Source organism: Pedobacter chinensis (assembly GCF_003339865.1).
Classification (GTDB): domain Bacteria; phylum Bacteroidota; class Bacteroidia; order Sphingobacteriales; family Sphingobacteriaceae; genus Pedobacter; species Pedobacter chinensis.
The window spans coordinates 94376-115444 of sequence record NZ_QPKV01000008.1 but is presented as its reverse complement, the minus strand read 5'-3'; the positions used below and the strand labels follow the sequence as shown (position 1 = coordinate 115444).

The window sequence follows — 21069 nt, the reverse complement described above, 5'->3', positions numbered from 1 at the left end:
TTTGAGTTCTTTGCGGTTAAAATTATGAGTTTTGGTTAAAGCTTCTATTTTATCATAGAGCATACCAAGGCCTTTGCTTTTTGTGATTTACGTCAGTTCCTCTGTGAAACTCAGTGCAATTCTTAGTGTTCTCTGTAGTTAAAATTTATGAGCTTGGTTATAGCTTCTATTAATTGCAAAGAGCAGAGCTATTTGTAAATAAACCTTTGCGTAAATTCTTTACGTCCTTTGCGGTTAATAACAAAATTAGCATCTTTATAAAATATGAATGGCTTTTTTGCTGGTACTTCCATCTTGTATTTTCTGGCCTGCCTTGCTTTAGGTGTTTTGTATGCATGGTTGCTATATCGTGGTAATAAAAATCTGAATAAAAAATTACAGTATGGTCTAACTGCAATTAGAATAATCGCTGTTACAGCTATTGCCTGGCTATTATTCGCTCCATTAATTAAAACGTTAAATTATACGCTGGATAAGCCTGTAATCATCATCGGTCAAGATAATTCTCTTTCTGTTGGTCAGGTTAAAGCTGTCGGTTTCGACCAGAAACTATATGAACAAAGTCTCAAGATTTTACAAAATAAATTATCAGATAAGTATGAAGTAAAAGCTTACAACTTTGGGGATTCGGTAGCCGATGGATTCAACTTTAAAAACCAGGGTAAATTAACTGATGCATCAGCGTTTTTTCAGAAGATCAGAGATGAATACACCAATAGAAATATTGGGGCAATTGTTCTGGCTACTGATGGAATTTTTAATCACGGTGGAAACCCTTTGTACAATATCAATCAAATTAATGCCCCCGTATATACAATTGCTTTAGGTAATAGCATTCCAAAGCGTGATGTTTTAATTGCAAATGTAAACTACAATAATATTGTTTATCTGGATGATGATTTTACTATTGAAGTTCAGGTTCAGGCATTTCAAAGTGATGGAGAAAATACTGCTTTAACGATTAGTCAGAATGGTGTAAAGGTTGATCAACAAAATATTGCTATCTCTGGAAATTCTTTTGTAAAAAACATTCCTGTAAAACTGCATGCCGGTAAAATCGGTATTCAGAAATATACGATTCAGCTTAATGCGCTACAAAATGAAATTACCACGAAAAATAATTCTCAAACTTTTTATGTTGAGGTTATTGATGGTAGGCAAAAAGTATTAATGGCAGCGGTTGCACCGCATCCTGATTTAAGTGTTTTAAAAGAAGCAATTTCACTTAATAAGCATTATGAGGTTAAATTGGCTTTAGCTGATGAATTAAATTCAACTGACCCTTCAAAGTTCGATTTGATTGTATTGTATCAATTGCCAGATGTTCAAAATATTTCATCTGCATTTTTACAAAAACTTACCGCATTAAAGAAACCAACCTGGTACATTGTTGGTGCGCAGAGTAATGTAAATGCTTTTAATCAAATTCAAAATCAGGTTAATCTGAGTTCGGCTAATGGTTCGTTGCAAGAGATTTATCCTGATATAGCCGATGGATTTACCAGTTTCAATTTATCTGAAGAAAATAAAAAACACTTTTCAGTGTTCGATCCATTGCTTTCGCCTTTCGGCAGATTAACAGTTAATGCGAGTGCAATACCAGTTTTTAACCAACGTGTGGGAAAAGTAAATACCCAACAACCGTTGTTGTTCTTTACCAATGAAAATGGATTAAAAGCCGGTTATTTAATGGGAGAGGGGTTGTGGCGATGGAAATTATCAGAAGCTGAAAATGAGATTCCCCAGTCAAGTTTAAATGATTTGATCTCTAAAACGGTTCAATACCTTTCTGTGAAGGATGATAAACGTAGATTTAAGGTTTTTACTTCCAGGTCTGCTTACGATGAAAATGAAAGTATTCAATTCAATGGAACACTTTATAATGATAGTTATCAGCCTGTAAATGAATCAGAAGTTAATCTTCAGCTCAAAAACGATTCTGGAAAAGTTTTTAACTATCTTTTCTCAAAAACTGAAAATGGTTATCAGTTGGATGTGGGAACAATGCCTGCAGGAAATTATTCTTATACAGCAAGTACATCACTAGGCGGACAGAAATTTACTGCCTCTGGTCGTTTTTATGTAAATGCTTTGATTGCAGAATATCAACAAACAACAGCCAATCATCAATTACTCTATACAATTTCAAAACAAAGTGATGGAAAACTTTTTATGCCTGCAGATTTGCTGAAAATTGCCGATGAAATTCTTGAAAACGAGAATATTAAAACCATTAGTTATGAAAATCGTAAATACGATGAATTGATTAATATTAAATGGTTATTTGGAGTGATTTTGGTTTTATTAAGTGTCGAGTGGTTTTTAAGGAAAAGAAATGGGGAATTATAAGCTTTATTTAGAAACGTTTATTTAACCACAAAGCACACAGAGAAAGGCACAAAGAAACACAAAATTAGCTACCGATATTTTTTAAATTAAATCGAAGTCCAGGGTGCTCTTAGCTGTCTAAGGTGGTAAGCCTTAATACTCCCATATTTTATGTTTAACCGCAAAGTACGCAAAGGGAAAGACGCTAAGAACCCAAAGTTAGGTTTATAATACCCGTAAGGATTAAACTGTTAACTGAAACCGTAAACTTAATTAATCCCGCCCATATTGTATGTTTAACCACAAAGTACACAAAGGGAAGGCGTAAAGAACACAAAGTTGGATGCAGAATTCTTACTCGAATTAAAGCTTGGATGTTCTTAGCTGTCTAAGGTGGTAAGCCTTAATGCTCCCATATTTTATGTTTAACCGCAAAGTACGCAAAGGGAAAGACGCAAAGAACCCAAAGTTAGGTTTATAACACCTGCAAGGATTAAACTGTTAACTGAAAACTGTAAACTTAATTAATTCCGCCCATATTGTATGTTTAACCGCAAAGGGAAAGACGCAAAGAACCCAAAGTTAGGTTTTATAACATTAAACTGTTAACTGAAAACCGTAAACTTAATTAATGCCACTCATCTTTATAAACGAATTTCGGCATGTGCCATTCGTATCTTATAGAAAGTAGTCTGATGGTTAAACCAACAACGGCGGCTAATATTGTAGCCATTAATTCACTTCCATGGAAATGTTCAATGCCTATATAAACTGCTCCTGTAACAATTGCTGCACTTGCATAAATCTCTTTACGAAATAGAAAGGGAACTTCATTACAAAGTACATCGCGAAGAACACCGCCGGCACAGCCTGTAATCATGCCGCTGAACAATACAATTAAATAAGGTAAATGGATTTGTTGTGCAACCTGGCAACCAATAATGGTAAAAACAACTAAACCCATTGCATCAAGATACAGAAATAGTTTTTTAAGTTTTGTCATGATGGAAGCAATAAAAGCTGCAAATAAAGCAGCTACTGCAGTAATGACTAAATATTCAGGATGTTCAACCCAACTCATGGGATAATGACCAAACAATACATTTCTAACTGTTCCACCACCCAAAGCAGTAACCCAGGCAATAATACAAACGCCAACCCAATCCATATCTCGCCTGCCAGCAGAAAGTGCAGCAGTCATAGCTTCAGCAGTAATGGCGATGATGTATAGAATGTGAAGCATAGAGAGGTGGTTAATTGTTTGAATTGGATAAATGGTTAACCTAAAACCGTCGGACAACTAAATGAATTTCCCCTGATCTTGAAATCCTAAAATCCTAAAAATCTTAATTCTTGTTTAATCTTTCTTCTCTTCGTGGATGATAACAAAAACGTCTTCGTTGTCTTTTTTCATGAAATATTTTTCACGAGCGAATTTTTCAGCAGTATTCAAATTGGTATTCAATTCGTTTAAATCTTTTTTTACCTGAGCAATTTCTTTCTCAAAATATTCTTTTTCTTCCTGCAATTTATTCGCCTGGCTACGATATTCGTATTGCGACATCATATCATTTTTATCAAAGAACAGCATCCACATGGCGAAAGCAACCGTTGCCAGAAAATATTTATTGCGGAAAAGATCTATTAAACGTTTCATAATTCTTCTCGAAAAATCGTCAATGACGTAAATGTAAATAAAAACATCCGAAGATTTAAAATCTCCGGATGTTCTACAAAAAAAGTTTTTCAACTTCTTAACATTAAATCTAATTGTGATGTTGAGCCTGTCGAAACACTTACCGAAAAGTTCTTCAACAAGCTCAGCATGACAAACTATTTATTTTTTTGCGTATTTGAAGTTTTTACCAATAAAACGGGCATTTTCGCCTAATTCTTCTTCAATACGTAATAATTGATTGTATTTTGCAATCCTGTCAGAACGAGATGCAGAACCGGTTTTAATCTGTCCGCAGTTTAAAGCAACAGCTAAATCAGCAATAGTAACATCTTCAGTTTCTCCTGAACGGTGGCTCATTACTGAAGTGTAACCACTGTTTTGGGCTAAAGTTACCGCATTGATTGTTTCTGTTAAAGAACCGATTTGGTTAACTTTTACCAGGATTGAGTTTGCAGTATCTTCATCGATACCACGTTGTAAACGCGTTACGTTGGTTACAAATAAATCATCACCAACCAATTGAACATGGTCGCCGATTTTTTCAGTTAAAGTTTTCCAACCAGCCCAGTCATTTTCATCCATACCATCTTCAATAGAAATGATTGGATATTTTGCAGAAAGATCAGCTAAATACTGAGCTTGTTCTTCACTAGAGCGGATAGCACCTTTGTCACCCTCAAATTTTGTATAATCGTATTTACCATCTTTATAAAACTCAGATGAAGCACAATCTAAAGCCAGGCAAATTTGTGAACCAGGCTTGTAACCCGCAGTTTCAATTGCTTTTAAAACAGTTTCGATTGCATCTTCAGTACCATCGAAAGTTGGAGCAAAACCACCCTCATCACCTACAGCAGTAGATAAACCTCTGTCGTGAAGAATTTTTTTCAGGTTATGGAAAACTTCAGTTCCCCAACGCAATGCTTCAGAGAAAGATGGCGCGCCTACTGGCATAATCATAAACTCCTGAAAAGCGATAGGTGCATCAGAGTGAGAACCACCATTGATGATGTTCATCATTGGAATGGGTAAAGTATTTGCATTAACGCCACCAATGTAACGGTACAAAGGTTGACCAATTTCATCAGCTGCAGCTTTAGCAACTGCCAATGAAACACCTAAAATTGCATTAGCGCCCAGGTTACCTTTATTTTCAGTACCGTCAAGTTCTAACATGATCTTGTCAATCGCATTTTGCTCAAAAACATCAATACCTCTCAACGCCGTAGCAATTTTAGTGTTCACATTTTCAACAGCTTTTAAAACGCCTTTACCTAAATATGTAGATTTATCTCCGTCACGTAATTCAACCGCCTCATATTGCCCGGTAGATGCACCGCTTGGTACAGCTGCACGGCCAAAAGCGCCTGCTTCTGTAACTACTTCTACTTCTACTGTTGGGTTGCCTCTCGAATCGAGGATTTGTCTGGCATGGACATTAACGATTATGCTCATTTCTATTTGATTTTTTGTTGATTTTTTAACCTGCTTAGTGTATAAAGTACAATTACTAAGCTTAACATCAAAGTTAGTATATTTTTTAAATAAATAAAGCCTTTCAAGGGTTAATGTTATGATGGTTAGCTTATGTAAAATACTTTAAGATTCCCACCTGTGTGGGAATGACGGAGTGTACAAACAAAGTTATCAAAGATATGTTGCTGTGCGCTCTTTCCTAAAATTACCGAACCCAAATTATCTAAACCCGATTGAAGTGGAAAGTTTTTTAATTTGCACTTCCCTAAAATATACTTCTCATGCTGAGGCACGAAGCATCCGCAACCGATAAAACAGATGCTTTGTACCTATCAGTTGACAGCAATTAAAAAACTTGCAACAAAAAGCGGGATTGATTTAACCGAAAAGCCACTGCTATTGCTTTCCTAAAAATAACTATTGAAATAAATTCAGAATGACGATTGGATCACAAAGACTGGCGGATTACTAATATTACTAATCAGGTTGTCGCAACCGATGAAAAATCAGCTTCGTAATGACGATGGAGAAAAAATAGCCTGACCAAACAATAATCAGTTAACCCATTCGAACAATTAACCTACAAATCTACTTCGCAATAAACTTATAAAACGGTACAAACTCACGATGCCAAAACCATTCTGTATGCTTGCCATCTTCCTTTTCAACAAAAATCACGTTTTTATTAGTGTCATCAGGATTTAGAATGTCGTAAACCTTTTTCAAATCACGAACCATTGCCGGGCCTTCTTTATCGCCTGCAACAAAAAAGATTTTACTATTCTTCAATCCGGTTAATCGTTCTTTTATATCAGCATAAATTTTCGGAGCCAACCAGAATGCAGGACTAAAAACTCCGGCCGAACCAAAAACTTTAGGATACTCGGCAATCGCATACATGGAAATTAATCCACCCATTGAACTGCCGGCAATAGCTGTATTTTTAACGCCGGGTAAAGTCCGATAGTGCTGATCAATAAATGGTTTCAAAGTTTCAACAAGAAATGCAGCGTAGGCTTTCCCTTCGCCTTTTCCGTACTGGCTATCATAAGGATTATATTCTTTCAAGCGATCATTACCGCCATGGTCAATACCTACAATTATCATCTCTTTAGAACCCGCTCTAATCAAACTATCCATAACAGAATCAACCGCCCATTCGTTATTGCGTGGTGGATTGGCATGAAAAAGATTCTGACCATCATGCATGTAAACCACAGGGTATTTCTTTTTAGAATTTTTATAGCTCTTGGGCAGGTAAATCCAAATTTTGCGATATTTCTTAAGCTGAGGTATGTAAAAAGCAGAATCAATTACATGGACATGATCTCCAAAGCGGTAATCTTCCGTTTGTTGCTTGAAATTATCTGCCCAATTTGCAATTCTTACATCCATGTTTGTATCAACATTCAAAGTCAAAGTTCTGTTTGCGATAGGTTTCCCATTTGACTGTGATTCTACCTGATCCCAACTGCCACGGGTTATTTTAAATTCATGATATCCTTTTGGCAAATTCAGCTCAATAAGATAGGTTAGGCTATCTTTCTGTTTCAAATGGAAAGCCCGGTTTCCTGGATTCCAGTCATTAAAGTTGCCAGCGATAAATAAACTATCATTTGTTTTCTTTGGCATGTGGACGGTCAAATTAACTTTAACCTGAGCACATAAAATAAAAGGAAACAGTAAGTTGATAGATAAAAATCGCTTTAACATATTAGAAACTCAATTGATGTGACTTTGAAGTTCTTAGATCCTGAAATAAAATTCCGCATCACGAATATGCAGAAATAACCAAACTATTTCAGTTCATCTAAAACCCGAAACAATTTTTTATTAATCCCGCTGCCGCTATAGTTGTTGATATTAATTACGATAATGTATTTATTTCCAGCAGAATCAGTATGGTAGCCTGCAAACGCAGAAACATCATTTATGGTACCGCTTTTGATTTTCATGCCATTGTATTCTGGCAAGCCTTTATAAAAATCAGGAAACCAATTTTCTTTTTGGATTTGAAAAAGGACACTTGCCATTGCAGAAGTGGTGATTCTGTTGCCTGGTGATAGTCCACTGCCATCAATAACATTCAGTGCTGATCGATCGATACCTTTCCCTGCCCAGAAATTAATTTCGGTTTCAGTTCCTTTGGCTGTGGTTGCAGCTTTTCCAGATTTTAGTGCAATGGTTTTTAATAGGGTTTCGCCGTATAAATTGATGCTTTTCTTCAAAAACCAATAGGAAATTTCACTTAAGGTAGGAGAAGTAATTGTACTAATCTTTTGCGTCACTGCGGGAATGGGTTGATTATTTAAAGCCATTAACCTCGTGGTTGTTACTTGGTTTGCTTGGATTCCTAGTCTTTTCAAAGTATCCTGTAAGCGATAGGCACAATCAAAAGCAGGGTCGGGCAGAGCTACAGAAATTCCTGATTTGCCAATTCCCATTCCCCAGCTCCCGCGTAAATAAGCAACATTACTGTATGGGGGAAGAAAAGCATAACTTCTGTCGCCAGTTCCGGATGCTCCGGTTTTAAGTTCGTTTACAATTTGAACATAAGGCGTTTCGGGAATGGTTTTAACTACTTTTACCTCGTCAGCGGTGCTGGAACCCGCTCGTAAATGAATATCGAATTGATTTTCTCTCCAGGCTAATCCGGAAGTTCCTGCACCATAATAGTTCCCAATATCTTGCCAAACCCAGCCCTCTGGTGTTGTTTGTGTCCCAAAAATCCGATCATCGCCAATTATTGAGCCTTCAATTTTTTTTATTCCTGCTGATTTTATTGCTGTTACCCATTGCGTTAAAACAACATTTTCTTTGTTTTGATATCGCCATGAGCCCAGTGTTGGGTCTCCACTGCCAATGATGATCAAATTTCCTTTTAATATTCCATCAGCAGTGATATTTCCGGAGTAAGCCAGCGTGGTTTGAAATTGAAAATCTTTACCCAAAATACTGAAAGCCGTTGCGGCGGTAATCGTTTTTAAAGTTGATGCTGTTGCCAGACCGATCTGTTCATTTTTAGCGAAGAGTGTTTTACCTGTATTGGCATCCAAAACACAAAGCGATATAATGGCATATTTTGCCTGCTCATCTGCCAATAAATTATTGAAAGCCTTTTCCAGGTTTTGAATTTTATTTTGGGCAATTGTGGCTGTTGCTGAAAAAACGAACAGGAGTAGTATTTTGAAAAATTTCATTTATAACGGAATGATTGTTTTATATCAGAAAACTGGTATAGTTAGATTTATTTATAACGTGTGTTTCATTGGTATTATACGCATCTAGAAAAGTTGATGGGAATCTGACTTTTTTATTCTCATTCCATTTTATTTCTATTGCATTTATTTTTCCATCGATTTCTTCTATCAAATCGATTTCTTGCTGTTGAAAGCTACGCCAAAAGTAATATTTCGCAAGTTTTCTTTTGTTATTATTGGCCTTAATGTATTCTGATACAATATAATTTTCGAAAAGCTGACCAGCATCTTGTCGCAATCCGAGCACATTGAAATTTTCAATTACTGCATTGCGGATCCCTGTATCGTAGAAGTATATCTTTTTGCTTTTTTTTATTTCATTCCTCAGGTTACTGCTGTATGCGCCTAATCTGAATACAACCAAGCATTGTTCTAACAGGTCTATATATCGCTCAACCGTTAGTTTATCTGCCTCAATCATCTGACCAAGTTCTGTATACGATACCTCATTACCTATTTGTAATGCCAATGCTTGTACTAATTTTTCTAGCTGTAAAGGTTTTCGGATGCCAGTAAGCGATAAAATGTCTTTAAAAAGATAGCTATTGGTTAAATTTAGTAATAACTCTTTTTCTTCTCCAGGATAATTGATGGCATCTGGGTAGGCACCGTAAATCAATCTCTTTTCTAATGCCTGTTCCTCTATAAGTATATTGGTATCTTCAACAAGTTCTGCTACTGAAAAAGGAAAGAGATGATATTCAAATTTTCTTCCGGTTAGCGATTCTTTGATGCCAACAGCCAGATCTAATGATGAAGAGCCTGTAGCCAAAAGCTGCACATCAATAAAATTATCTACTATCAATTTTAGTGTTAAACCAATGTTTGTAACACGTTGCGCTTCATCAATAAAAATAATTTTATTTGAACCGATAATTGATTTTAACCGCTCAATACTGATGTCTGTTAACGTAGTGCGTACATTAGCTTCGTCGCAATTGAGAAAAACGAATGGCAATTCTGTTTTTTTTACCAATTGCTTTAACATGGTAGTTTTGCCTACCTGTCTGGCACCAGTAACTATAATTGCTTTTTGTTTAAAAAACTTAGACTCGATATGATTTTGTAAACTTCTGATGATCATTTCGCTACATTTTCTGATGACAAATATAGTTAAAATAAAATCGCAATCCCTTTTTTATATGTAATTTAGTGATTATAATCACTTTTTTTATATATAATTTAGTGATTACAATCCCTTTTTTATACATAATTTATAATAGGAAGATGGTTATCCGTTAAAAAATTTATTGCGCTTAATTCCCTTTCCTTGCCTCAATTTTATGGCGTGATAAATTGTTGGAACATCGTTTGTCCAGCTTCTCAACGTTAAAACGATTACTAAAATCTCCAGCCTTGTAGCTAGTCCAATCCACACGCAGAGTTCAAATAATAGGGTAGATTTACAATGAACCATGATTTCAACCAGTGTTGCAAACAAAAATAATGTCCAGATTTTTGCACCTATGGAATGCGTTGCAATCTCTTTTTTAAATTTAATATAACTAACAAGGTAAATCAGCACTTCAGCACCGATTAGAATAGCAAGTTTAACGGGATTAGACTGGAAGAAATCAGGGCACTGAATATAAGTTGCAATAGCGACCGAGATGAAAAACACCTGATCGATGCTGGAATCCAATCTTCTTAATTTTTCTGAAGAAACATTTAATTTTCTTGCGATTATTCCATCAAAAACATCAGTAAGCAAACCAATGGATAATAAGGTAATGGCTAAAAATGAATAATAGCTTGCATGAAATAAACTAAGTAATATAATTCCGAAACCAATTAATAATCTTGCATAAATTAATGTTATAGGAATGTTTTTCATGATGGAAAGCGCATAAAAAAGCCCGTGAATTTGTGCACGGGCTTGATCTGTTTTTAAACTAATTCTTTCTGGATTAAGTATTCTGCAATTTGAACTGCGTTTGTAGCAGCACCTTTGCGTAAATTATCAGCTACAATCCAAAGGTTTAAAGCTTTAGGAGCCGATTCATCTCTTCGAATACGTCCTACAAAAACTTCATCCTTTTCATGTGCATCTTTCGGCATTGGGTATTTTAAATTAGCAACATCATCAACCACGATCACACCAGGTGATTTTTCTAAAATGCTGCGAACTTCTGCTAAATCGAAATCATTTTCAAATTCAATGTTAACCGATTCAGAGTGGCCACCCATAACCGGAATACGAACGGTTGTTGCGGTAACTTTAATACTGTCATCGCTCATGATTTTATTCGTTTCTTTAACCATTTTCATTTCTTCCTTGGTATATCCGTTTTCCATGAAAACATCAATATGAGGAAGAACATTCAAATCAATTTCGTACGGATAAGCTTTAGGGCCATCAATTCCATTACGTTCATTCATTAACTGGTCAACCGCTTTAACGCCGGTTCCTGTAACCGATTGGTAAGTAGAAACCACAACACGTTTAATTTTATATTTATCGTGTAAAGGTTTTAAAACCACTACCATTTGAATGGTAGAACAGTTCGGGTTTGCAATAATTTTATTATCAATAGAAAGCTCATGAGCATTAACTTCTGGCACGATTAATTTAATCGAAGGATCCATTCTCCAGGCTGATGAGTTATCAATTACAGTTGTTCCTGCTTCTTTGAAACGTGGTGCGTGTTCTAATGAAGTATTTCCACCTGCAGAAAACAAAGCGATGTCTGGTCTCATGCCGATTGCAGTATCCATGCTAACGATTGGGAACTTCTTGCCCTTAAAAGTAATTTCCTTACCAACGCTCTTTTCTGATGCTACGGGAATTAACTCTGTTAAAGGGAAATTTCTTTCCTCCAATACTTTTAACATTACGGTACCAACCAATCCGGTTGCACCTACTACTGCTACTTTCATTTTAAATTTTAATTATTATATTTATTAAACATTTGATATAAGCCCAAATATGAAGAAAATTCTGCTTATATCCCTATTGTTATTTTCTAAAATTGCATTTTCCCAGTTTTCTGATCACTTTGAAGACGGGAATTTTACTCAAAACCCTGTATGGCAAGGCGATGAAAATTATTTTTTTATAAATGCCGGTAAACAATTACAATCAAACGGGCCACAACTTGGTTCACAAATTCTTGCGCTTTCAACCGTCAATCAAAACAGCTTAAATACAAGCTGGGAGTTTTTTGTTAAGCTCAACTTTGATCCAACCGCAACCAATTTTGTACGGATTTATTTAACTTCTAATCAGCAGGATTTAAAATCTGCACTGAATGGGTATTTCGTTCAAATCGGAGAAACAGGCTCAACAGATGGGTTTCATTTATACAGGCAAACAGGTACGTCTACTTCCAGAATAATAACCGGGTCACAAAAAACGAGAGTAAACAATAACGTGCTAACTGCCAGGATCAAAATTACCCGTGATGATTCTGGTTTATGGAATTTATATACCGACGTTAACGGCGGGCAAAATTTTATTCCTGAAGGCTCAGTTACAGATAAAACTTTCACTACTTCTGGTTATGCCGGTGTTTATTGCAGGTATGCTACAGCATCGAGGTATAGCCAATATATTTTTGATGATTTTGAAGTTAAAGATTTAGTGCCTGATGTTACCCCGCCAACGATAAAAAATGTAACAGTGGTTGATCAAAATAATTTAGAAGTTACTTTTTCTAAACCTATTGATCAAAATTCGGGATTAACACCCATTAATTATACTTTGTCAGGAGGGTATTCCAGTCCCGAAAATGTTTCCCTGATTGATCAAAATAATTATCGATTAACATTTAAAAAAAGCTTTTTAAGTGGAAATTATTCTTTGATAATTAATGATGTGAAAGATAAAACAGGGAATACGATTTCTGCAAATTCAGCTTTTAATTTTTTTTATGTTAAACCATATCTGGCTGAGTTTGGAGATGTGGTAATTAATGAGATTTTTGCAAACCCTACTGGAAGTAAAGGACTGCCACAAAAAGAATTTATTGAATTGTGGAATACAACAAATGAATATATTTTAACTGCAGGTTGGAAATATTCTGATCAAACCTCTACCTATACTTTTCAAAACGATACTATAAAACCTGCTGAATATATTATTTTATGCGCCAAAGCAGATACCAATTTATTTAAACCATTTGGAAAAACCATTGGTCTTTCGCCATGGCCCAGTTTAAATAATGATAAAGATATATTGACTTTGAGCAATGCAAAAGGTACAACTATAGATAAGGTAGCTTATTATGATAGTTGGTACCGGGATGACTTAAAGAAAAAGGGAGGATATAGCCTGGAGTTGATTGACCCCAAAAACAGTTGTAAAGGAAGTCAAAACTGGTCTTCAAGTACAAATGTTGATGGAGGAACACCTGGAAAAGAAAACTCGATTTTTCACGCGCAATTAAGTACGGAAATTCCAAAGCTCATTCAAGCTACGGTTGTGGATAGTGTGACCATTTTAGTTCAGTTTTCTAAACCAGTAGATAGTTTATCTGCTGTTCAGGCTCAAAATTATACTGTTAACAATGGTGTTGGTTACCCATTAAAGGCAGTTATATCTCCTCCACAATTTTCATTGGTAACATTAAAATTTAAAACCCCATTAATTAGAGGTGTATTGAATACCCTGAATGTAAAAGATTTAATAGATTGTGCTGGTAATCAACTTTCTCCTTCGGCAAATAGTGTTCAGATTTTTATGGCAAAAAAGATATCAAAAAATGATATTCTAATCTCGGAAGTTTTATTTAATCCCAAACCTAAAGGGGTTGATTTTGTCGAAATTTTTAACAATACCAATCAACCTTTGGATTTAAAGGATTTGCAACTCGCCAATATCGATACTAAAGGTACTATTGCAAATATAAAGTCGCTTTCAACTAAAAGTTTACTGATCGATCCTGGAACTTATTGGGTAATCAGCAGTGATACCTTAAATGTTAAACAGAATTATTTTGTACAAAATCCCGATAATTTCGTTCAAATCACTTCTTTGCCAGCTTACAATAACGATAAAGGAAGTGTCATTCTTTTGAGCAATAATATAGTAATCGACAGATTGAATTATAATGCTAAAATTCATCATCCTTTAATTCATGATGAAGATGGAATTTCAATTGAAAGAGTTTCTTTTAGAGTTGACACCAATGAGCCGAACAATTTTAAATCGGCTGCGGCTACCGTTGGTTTCGCAACCCCAACTTATAAAAACTCCCAGGAATCATCTGGAGATGAAAATTTTGTAAGGTTAAAGAATAAAACTTTTTCGCCGGATAATGATGGTTTCGATGATGTGATGGCATTAGAATATCAGGTAGCCGAAAATACGAGTTTAGCCACTGTAAATATTTATTCAGATAAGGGAAGACTGGTTAAAAAGCTGTTAAAGAATCAAACGATCGGCACAAATGGAACTTTAACCTGGGATGGTCTGGATGACAACGGACAAAAAGCTGCCATCGGCATTTATGTTGTTTTATTTGATGTTTTTGATTTAAAAGGTAATACCAAACGGTTTAGAAATACTGTTGTGTTGGCAAGGAAGCTAAATTAAATAGCTATCGCTGCTTGTAGCATCTCGTTATGGCTATCACTGGTTGTAGCATCCCGCTACGACTTAAAATAAATCATCAAAAAAATAGAGAGAAAATATTCAATTAAAAATCGACAAAATCTCTACTTCGTAGCCTTTACATTGGTTATCACTGGTTGTAGCGTCCCGCTACGACTTAAAATAAATCATCAAAAAAATGGGGAGAAAATATTCAATTAAAAATCAACAAAATTTATACTTCGTAACCTTTACAGTTATACATTGGTCAGATATTTTTACCAGAGATACTTATCGCGATATTTTATATGATGGAATTAAGTTTTGCCAAATCAATAAAGGACTTAATATTCATGCTTATTGCATAATGAGTAATCACGTACATTTTGTGATGAGTGCAAAGGATAATTTTATTCTTTCAGATATCATAAGGGATTTAAAAAGTTTCACATCAAGAACGATTAGGAAAACATTGGAAACTGATTTTACAGAAAGCAGAAGGGAATGGTTTTTAAAAATGATGAGAGATGCTGGGCAAATAAATAAAAGGAATAATGATTTTCAATTCTGGCAGCAACATAATCACCCAATTGAATTAAACACAAATTTTATTCTGGATCAAAGAATAAATTATATTCATCAAAATCCAGTTATTGCTGGTTTAGTTGAAGAACCGCATTATTGGTTGCATAGTAGTGCTAAAGATTATTCTGATTTTGGTAAGAGTATTATTGAAATAGATTTTGTTTGATGTTCAAAATAAGATTTTCTTAGGGTCGTAGCGAGACGCTACGACCAGAGAAAAGACGCTACAACCAGAAAAAATAGCCATCACTAGTTGTAGCGTCCCGCTACGACTTGTAATTGAAATTGTGGTATTCTGACCTAAATTTTAATAGTTTTTCTTAGGGTCGTAGCGAGACGCTACGACCAGAAAAAATAGCCATCACAAGTTGTAGCGTCCCGCTACGACTTGTAATTGAAATTGTGGTATTCTGACCTAAATTTTAATAGTTTTTCTTAGGGTCGTAGCGAGACGCTACGACCAGAAAAAATAGCCATCACTAGTTGTAGCGTCCCGCTACGACTTGTAATTGAAATTGTGGTATTTTGACCTAAAGATTTTAATGGGTTTTCTTAGGGTCTTAGAGAGACGCTACAACCAGAAAAAATAGCCATCACTAGTTGTAGCGTCCCACTACGACTTAAAATAGAGATTTGTAATTGAAATTGTGGTATCCTGACCTAAATTTTAATGGTTTTTTTAGGATCTTAGCGAGACGCTACGACCAGAAAAAAGGAAAATGTCACTTCATGAAATAGGCAGTTACACTCTTGACTGGCCATAACAAAGTGTTGAAGTAAAAACGAACTCAAATGTTTAGAGGGCAATGAAAACTATGACAATCCAAATAACGCTGAAAATGCAGCCGATATAAAATAATGGCATATTTTGTTTTAAATTCTTCTTAATAAGACTAGCATAAATTATCCAACCAATAAAAGCAATAAAGAACAATGGAGCGGCGAAAAATAGCATAATTATATATCTTTAATTTTTATCCCAATAGATAAAATTAAAGATACTAAACAAGTTTTGAATTATTTACTATAAATGATTATTGGCCTTCTGAAATATATAACAAGCTCAGGCTATTGTAAATGAATAAACAATTTTATAAAATATTCCTGATTTGTTCAAATTAGTCAGCAAATTTAATTTTTCGATTAATATTATAATTTGGAGTTTGAACTGGCTTTCATCTTGATTTCTTTTCCTGTAATTTTTGTTCTTCAACCGAGCATCCGTGATCTTCTTGCATTTACAACCACAAAGAGATATTATTGAAATAGATTTTGTTTGATGAAAATGAGATTTTTTAGGGTCTTAGCGAGACGCTACGACCAGAAAGTGTTCCTGACCTAAAGATTTTAATGGTTTTTCTTAGGGACGTAGCGAGACGCTACGACCAGGAAGTTAAAATAGATTTTGTTTGATGAAATGAGATTTTTTAGGGTCGTAGCGAGACGCTACGACCAGAGATGCTACGGCCAGAAGGAGAAAAACTAAACCAGGTTAGCTTTAATATAATCGCAGCTTGTTTTTATCGAACCAATTGGATCTGGTTTATAATTACTTTCATGTTCTACAAAAAAATGTTTCATGCCCGAAAGCTTTGCTTGTGCAAAAATGCTTTTAAAGTCAATCGAACCTTTTCCAATCTCTGTATTCCATTCTGGTTTTGCTTTGTCCATATCCTTTACATGCCACATGGGGAAACGACCTGGATATTTTTTAAATAGCGCGAGAGGATCATTTCCTGAACGCACAACCCAATATAAATCCATCTCAAAATTGACCAGATTTTTATCTGTTTCACTTAGATAAACATCGTAGCCTGTAGTATCTTCAAATTTTTTAAACTCGAAATCATGATTGTGATAAGCAAACTTTAATCCTGATGCTTTTGCCAATTCTGCTACTTTATTAAAATCATTAGCAGTTTTTTTGAAACCATCTATACCTTTACTCATATCCACATGGGCGCCGGCAATGGTAAAATATTTTCCACCAATGATTGCACAGGCCTCCATATCAGCTTTAAGATTATCGGTTTTGCCGGTTCTGGAAAATTGGTCCATACCATAATGTCCGCTGGGTGCTTTAAGGCCGTTGGCACTTAATAAGGCTTTGAATTCTTTTGCTGATAAATCCCAGAATTTTCCTTTATAAAAACCATAGGTTTCTACTTCTTTATAACCAGCCTGGGCAACTTTTTCAATTACGCCTTTTACATCTTTGGGTAATTCCTCACGCAAAGTATATAATTGTAAACCCACATTTTTATTTATTCTTTTAAAAGCAAAAGATGGAACCAGCAATGCTGCTCCTGCTGCTAGTCCTGCTTGTTTTATAAAAGTTCTTCTTGAATTCATCTTCAGTTTAGATTAGTTCTTTCTTGATATATTTACAACTTGCGGCAACCGACTCAATAGGATTAGGCTTGTAATTGGTTTCGTGCTCTACAAAGAAATGTTTCATGCCTGATAGTTTGGCATCAGCAAAAACGGTTTTGAAATCAATTGATCCGGTTCCAATTTCAGCGTTCAACGCAGGATCTGTTTTATCCATATCTTTTACGTGCCACATGGTAAAACGGCCTGGGTTATCTGTAAACAATTTAATTGGATCATTTCCTGAGCGAACAACCCAGTATAAATCCAATTCAAAATCCACCAGGTTCTGATCTGTTTCCGTCAGTAAAATTTGATAGCCAGTAGTTTCTCCTTGTGGGTCAAATTCAAAGTTATGATTATGATAGGCCAATCTTAAACCAGCATCCTTACACATTTTGCCAGCCTCATTTATTTTTAAGGCAATTTTTTTGTAATCATCAGCATTCTTTCTAATATCTTCATCTAACCAGGGAATAGTCACATACTCACTACCTAAAACTTTTGCAGCAGCAATAGCAGCTTTTAATTCGTCAGTATTTCCATCAGCTAAATATGTACCCAAGCCATAGTGCCCACTCACAGCTTTTAGTCCGTTGGCATCAAGAAGTTTTTTGAAATCGGCAGGTGTTAAGCCCCAGAACTGATCATTGATTGAAAAACCATAAGTTTCTACTTCCGTAAAACCAGCTTTTGCAACTTTTTCAATGGTACCTTTTAAATCTTTAGGCAATTCATCTCTTAAAGAATAAAGCTGTAAACCTACTGCTTTTCTATCGGCTACACAGGCAAATGACGGAACTAACAGCGCCGCCGCTGCAGCTAAACCACTACTGATTATAAAATTTCTTCTTGATAACATCATAAATAATTAAATATCACAAATTGAAATCGCCTTTTTAAGCGAGGCTAATTTATCTGCATTTTTAGGAATAAATTCTTGTGCTACGAAACCTTTAAAGCCTGTTTCGGCAATGGCTTTTATTATTGCAGGGTAGTTTAATTCCTGCGTTTCATCAATTTCATTTCTGCCAGGTACGCCTGCAGTATGGTAGTGTGCAATATATTTGTGGTTGTTTTTAATGGTTGCAATCACATCTCCCTCATCAACTTGCATGTGATAGATATCGTAAAGCAGTTTAAAGTTTTCGGAACCTAACCTTTTGCATAGCTCAACTCCCCATGCCGTTTTATCGCATTGATAATCTTGATGGTCAACTTTGCTGTTTAAGAGCTCCATCACCAACACCACATTGTGTTTTTCAGCTAGTGGAATCAGTTTTTTTAATCCTTCAACACAATTGTTCCAACCCGTTTCATCATCCTTTCCTCTTCGGTTTCCGCTGAAACAAATCAGATTTTTGTAACCTGCTTTTGCAACAAGTGGTATCATTTCCGAATAATTTCTAATCAGGGTTTCATGAAGTTTTTTATCATTAAACCCATCAACTAAATTAATTTCGGCACCATTGCACATGGTTGATTCTAAGCCGTGTTTTTTAAGTATTGGCCAGTCTTTTGGTCCAACCAGGTCAATCCCGGTTAAGCCTATTTTTTTCGCCTCAAGGCAAAGTTTTTCCAAATCAAAATCACTAAAACACCAACGGCAAACCGAATGATTAATATTCCCCTTTAAAGGTAGATTTGTTTGATGTTTTTCCATAGCAAGCGTTGAAATCCCGGAAGAAACACCAATCGCAGCAGATTCTGCGATGATGTTTTTTAAAGCATTTCGTCTGTTTAGTGTTGAAGACATGCCTACAAGGAATTGGGTTCTATCTCTGATTTTGTTTTATCATTAAATACTAAAGCAAAGAGAATGAAAACAACCAAAGCTATGCCTGCAGGAATGATCCAAATCATTTTCCAGTCCATTGTACCATCTGTTGCCTTATAAACATCAGATATTTTACCAGCTACAGCAAAGCCAATCAGCATCCCTACACCATATGTGGCCAAGGTAATTAATCCCTGAGCTGAACTTTTAAATCTTTCTCCGGCTTTCGAATTGGTATAAATTTGACCGGACACAAAGAAGAAATCATAACAAACGCCATGTAAAGCAATTCCTAAAATTAGCATAAAGCTTAATTCGCCGGCATTTCCATAAGCAAATAAAGCATAACGGACAGCCCAGGCTAACATACCAACCAAAATGGTCATTTTAAAACCAAAACGTTTAAAGAATATTGGAATAAATAACAGGAAAATAACTTCTGAAGCCTGACCAATCGTCATTTTTCCGGTTGGATTATCCATACCAATATTAGAAAGGAATGGGTTGGCATTTTGATAATAGAAGGCTAATGGAATACAGATTAAAATGGAAGAAATAAAGAATATTAGAAAATTTCTGTCTTTTAATAATTTCAAGGCATCAAGTCCTAATACATCTGAAATTTTTATTTTTTCATCTGATGAAACCTTTGGAGGTGTTTTAGGTAAAATAAAACTGAATAACCCTAGTGCCAATGAAACAATTCCGGCCATTAAGAAAGTGTTTTTCAATAATCCTGCTGTTGTACCTTCCTGCGAATCCCAATGGAAGAAGTAGCTAATTAATAAACCAGCAGCAATCCAGCCAAGGGTACCCCAAATCCGAATAGAAGAAAATTCTTTTTCGGGATCTTTCATTTGATTGAAAGAAACTGAGTTTACCAATGCAAGAGTGGGCATGAACAAAATCATATAACCTAAAACATAAGGATAAAAGATACTTATATCTGTAGCATTATACATTTGGTACATTAAAATTGCTCCAATAATATGTAAAACACCCAAAATTCTTTCCGCATTGAAATATCGATCTGCAATTAAACCAACAATAAACGGGGCAATGATTGCACCCCATGATTGGGTTGAAAATACAGCTCCGGTTTCTGCTCCGGTAGCTTTTAAATTATTACCTAAGAAAGTTCCCAGTGTTACAAACCAGGCGCCCCAGATAAAAAATTCCAGGAACATCATGGTTGAAAGTTTAAAGCGAGTAGTGCTATTCATTTGGTTTATATTGGTTATTTGGTTTAGTGGTTAGCGTTTAGAAGTGGTAAGGTTAGTGTTTAGAATAGTTCAAGCCTTGTGACGGGTACTTTCTGAATTCCTTTCGTCCCTAATCTCTAAACACTAAACCCTAACCATATTTACATCATAATTCTTTAATTGATATATTTTTGTACCAAACCTCATCTCCATGATCTTGCAATGCAATTTTTCCAGATGTGAAGGTTCCCCAGTTTTCCCATGTGGCAAATTTGCTTCCGGCGACTAGGTTTTTCCAGTTTTCATCCCAAAGAGTGGTTTTTACAACTTCAACGCCATTTAAAATAAGGGTTAAGTTTCCTTCGTTGCTAATGATTTCTGCTTTGTTCCATTCTCCAACAGGTTTAACAGGTTCTGATGAGCTTTGAACCAGGTCGTACAAATCGCCAGCACGGTGTTTAGTAATCTTTCCATCAGGATGGCCATCATTATCCAAAACCTGCATTTCTAATCCTGTTGAGTAGGTTGCATGATATTTTGGCTCTTCATGAACATAGAAAATAAGTCCGCTGTTTCCTTTTGGTGCAATTTTCCATTCATACTTTAAATGGAAATTTTTGTATTCCTTATCGGTTACTAAATCACCACCTCCGTCTTTTCCTTTAGTTTTTGGATCTAAATGTAAAGCTCCATCTTGAACTTGCCATGCACTACCAACAGTACTTTTATTATAAGTATGCCAACCAGTTGTTGTTTTACCGTCAAATAAAGATTTGAAACCTTTTTGAGCTTTTGATATTTGAGTAATTGCCAATAAAATGCAGGCAGAAAGGATGAGTTTTTTCATTGTTTTTGTATTTCCA

General features: G+C 35.4%; 16 protein-coding genes. 3 read left to right on the top strand and 13 right to left on the bottom strand.

Annotated elements, in window-relative coordinates:
• Positions 1-264: 264 nt before the first annotated feature.
• Positions 265-2349, top strand: a complete 2085-nt coding sequence (locus DU508_RS18265; RefSeq protein WP_115404210.1) for a hypothetical protein — start codon at positions 265-267, stop codon at positions 2347-2349.
• Between the two features lie 607 nt (positions 2350-2956).
• Here DU508_RS18265 and DU508_RS18260 read toward each other — a convergent pair.
• The 8 genes from DU508_RS18260 to DU508_RS18225 form a co-directional block, all read right to left on the bottom strand.
• Positions 2957-3571, bottom strand: a complete 615-nt coding sequence (locus DU508_RS18260) for a trimeric intracellular cation channel family protein (protein WP_115404209.1) — start codon at positions 3569-3571, stop codon at positions 2957-2959.
• A 114-nt stretch (positions 3572-3685) separates the two neighbouring features.
• Complete coding sequence (locus tag DU508_RS18255; RefSeq protein ID WP_115404208.1) at positions 3686-3985, bottom strand: FtsB family cell division protein; 300 nt, start codon at positions 3983-3985, stop codon at positions 3686-3688.
• 180 nt (positions 3986-4165) lie between these two features.
• Complete coding sequence (eno, locus tag DU508_RS18250) at positions 4166-5461, bottom strand: phosphopyruvate hydratase (RefSeq protein WP_115404207.1); 1296 nt, start codon at positions 5459-5461, stop codon at positions 4166-4168.
• A gap of 609 nt (positions 5462-6070) precedes the next feature.
• Entirely contained in the window at positions 6071-7114 is a 1044-nt protein-coding gene (locus tag DU508_RS18245) for an alpha/beta hydrolase (protein ID WP_158542206.1), read from the bottom strand.
• A gap of 164 nt (positions 7115-7278) precedes the next feature.
• Positions 7279-8682 carry a D-alanyl-D-alanine carboxypeptidase/D-alanyl-D-alanine endopeptidase gene (dacB, locus tag DU508_RS18240; protein WP_115404205.1) on the bottom strand — a complete coding sequence of 468 codons (1404 nt, stop codon included), beginning with the start codon at positions 8680-8682 and terminating at the stop codon, positions 7279-7281.
• A gap of 19 nt (positions 8683-8701) precedes the next feature.
• A complete protein-coding gene (locus tag DU508_RS18235) occupies positions 8702-9826 on the bottom strand; it encodes an ATP-binding protein (protein WP_115404204.1) in 1125 nt (374 codons plus the stop codon).
• Positions 9827-9973: 147 nt separating this feature from the next.
• The gene (locus DU508_RS18230; RefSeq protein ID WP_115404203.1) at positions 9974-10576 is read right to left on the bottom strand and encodes a CDP-alcohol phosphatidyltransferase family protein; all 603 of its coding nucleotides are present in this window, start codon (positions 10574-10576) and stop codon (positions 9974-9976) included.
• 53 nt (positions 10577-10629) lie between these two features.
• Positions 10630-11619 carry an aspartate-semialdehyde dehydrogenase gene (locus DU508_RS18225; RefSeq protein WP_115404202.1) on the bottom strand — a complete coding sequence of 330 codons (990 nt, stop codon included), beginning with the start codon at positions 11617-11619 and terminating at the stop codon, positions 10630-10632.
• A gap of 49 nt (positions 11620-11668) precedes the next feature.
• Here DU508_RS18225 and DU508_RS18220 point away from each other — a divergent pair, with 49 nt between their 5' ends.
• Positions 11669-14275 carry a lamin tail domain-containing protein gene (locus tag DU508_RS18220; protein WP_115404201.1) on the top strand — a complete coding sequence of 869 codons (2607 nt, stop codon included), beginning with the start codon at positions 11669-11671 and terminating at the stop codon, positions 14273-14275.
• Positions 14276-14471: 196 nt separating this feature from the next.
• The gene (locus DU508_RS18215; protein WP_115404200.1) at positions 14472-15023 is read left to right on the top strand and encodes an REP-associated tyrosine transposase; all 552 of its coding nucleotides are present in this window, start codon (positions 14472-14474) and stop codon (positions 15021-15023) included.
• 1316 nt (positions 15024-16339) lie between these two features.
• Here DU508_RS18215 and DU508_RS18210 read toward each other — a convergent pair.
• From DU508_RS18210 to DU508_RS18190, 5 genes are all read right to left on the bottom strand, one after another.
• Positions 16340-17209 carry a sugar phosphate isomerase/epimerase family protein gene (locus DU508_RS18210; RefSeq protein ID WP_115404199.1) on the bottom strand — a complete coding sequence of 290 codons (870 nt, stop codon included), beginning with the start codon at positions 17207-17209 and terminating at the stop codon, positions 16340-16342.
• Positions 17210-17216: 7 nt separating this feature from the next.
• Entirely contained in the window at positions 17217-18092 is an 876-nt protein-coding gene (locus DU508_RS18205) for a sugar phosphate isomerase/epimerase family protein (protein ID WP_233509669.1), read from the bottom strand.
• A gap of 6 nt (positions 18093-18098) precedes the next feature.
• The gene (locus tag DU508_RS18200) at positions 18099-18983 is read right to left on the bottom strand and encodes a hydroxypyruvate isomerase family protein (protein ID WP_115404197.1); all 885 of its coding nucleotides are present in this window, start codon (positions 18981-18983) and stop codon (positions 18099-18101) included.
• A 2-nt stretch (positions 18984-18985) separates the two neighbouring features.
• On the bottom strand, positions 18986-20227 hold the full coding sequence (locus tag DU508_RS18195) for a nucleoside permease (protein WP_115404196.1): 1242 nt from the start codon (positions 20225-20227) through the stop codon (positions 18986-18988).
• Between the two features lie 145 nt (positions 20228-20372).
• Positions 20373-21053 carry a 3-keto-disaccharide hydrolase gene (locus tag DU508_RS18190; RefSeq protein WP_115404294.1) on the bottom strand — a complete coding sequence of 227 codons (681 nt, stop codon included), beginning with the start codon at positions 21051-21053 and terminating at the stop codon, positions 20373-20375.
• Positions 21054-21069: the final 16 nt, after the last annotated feature.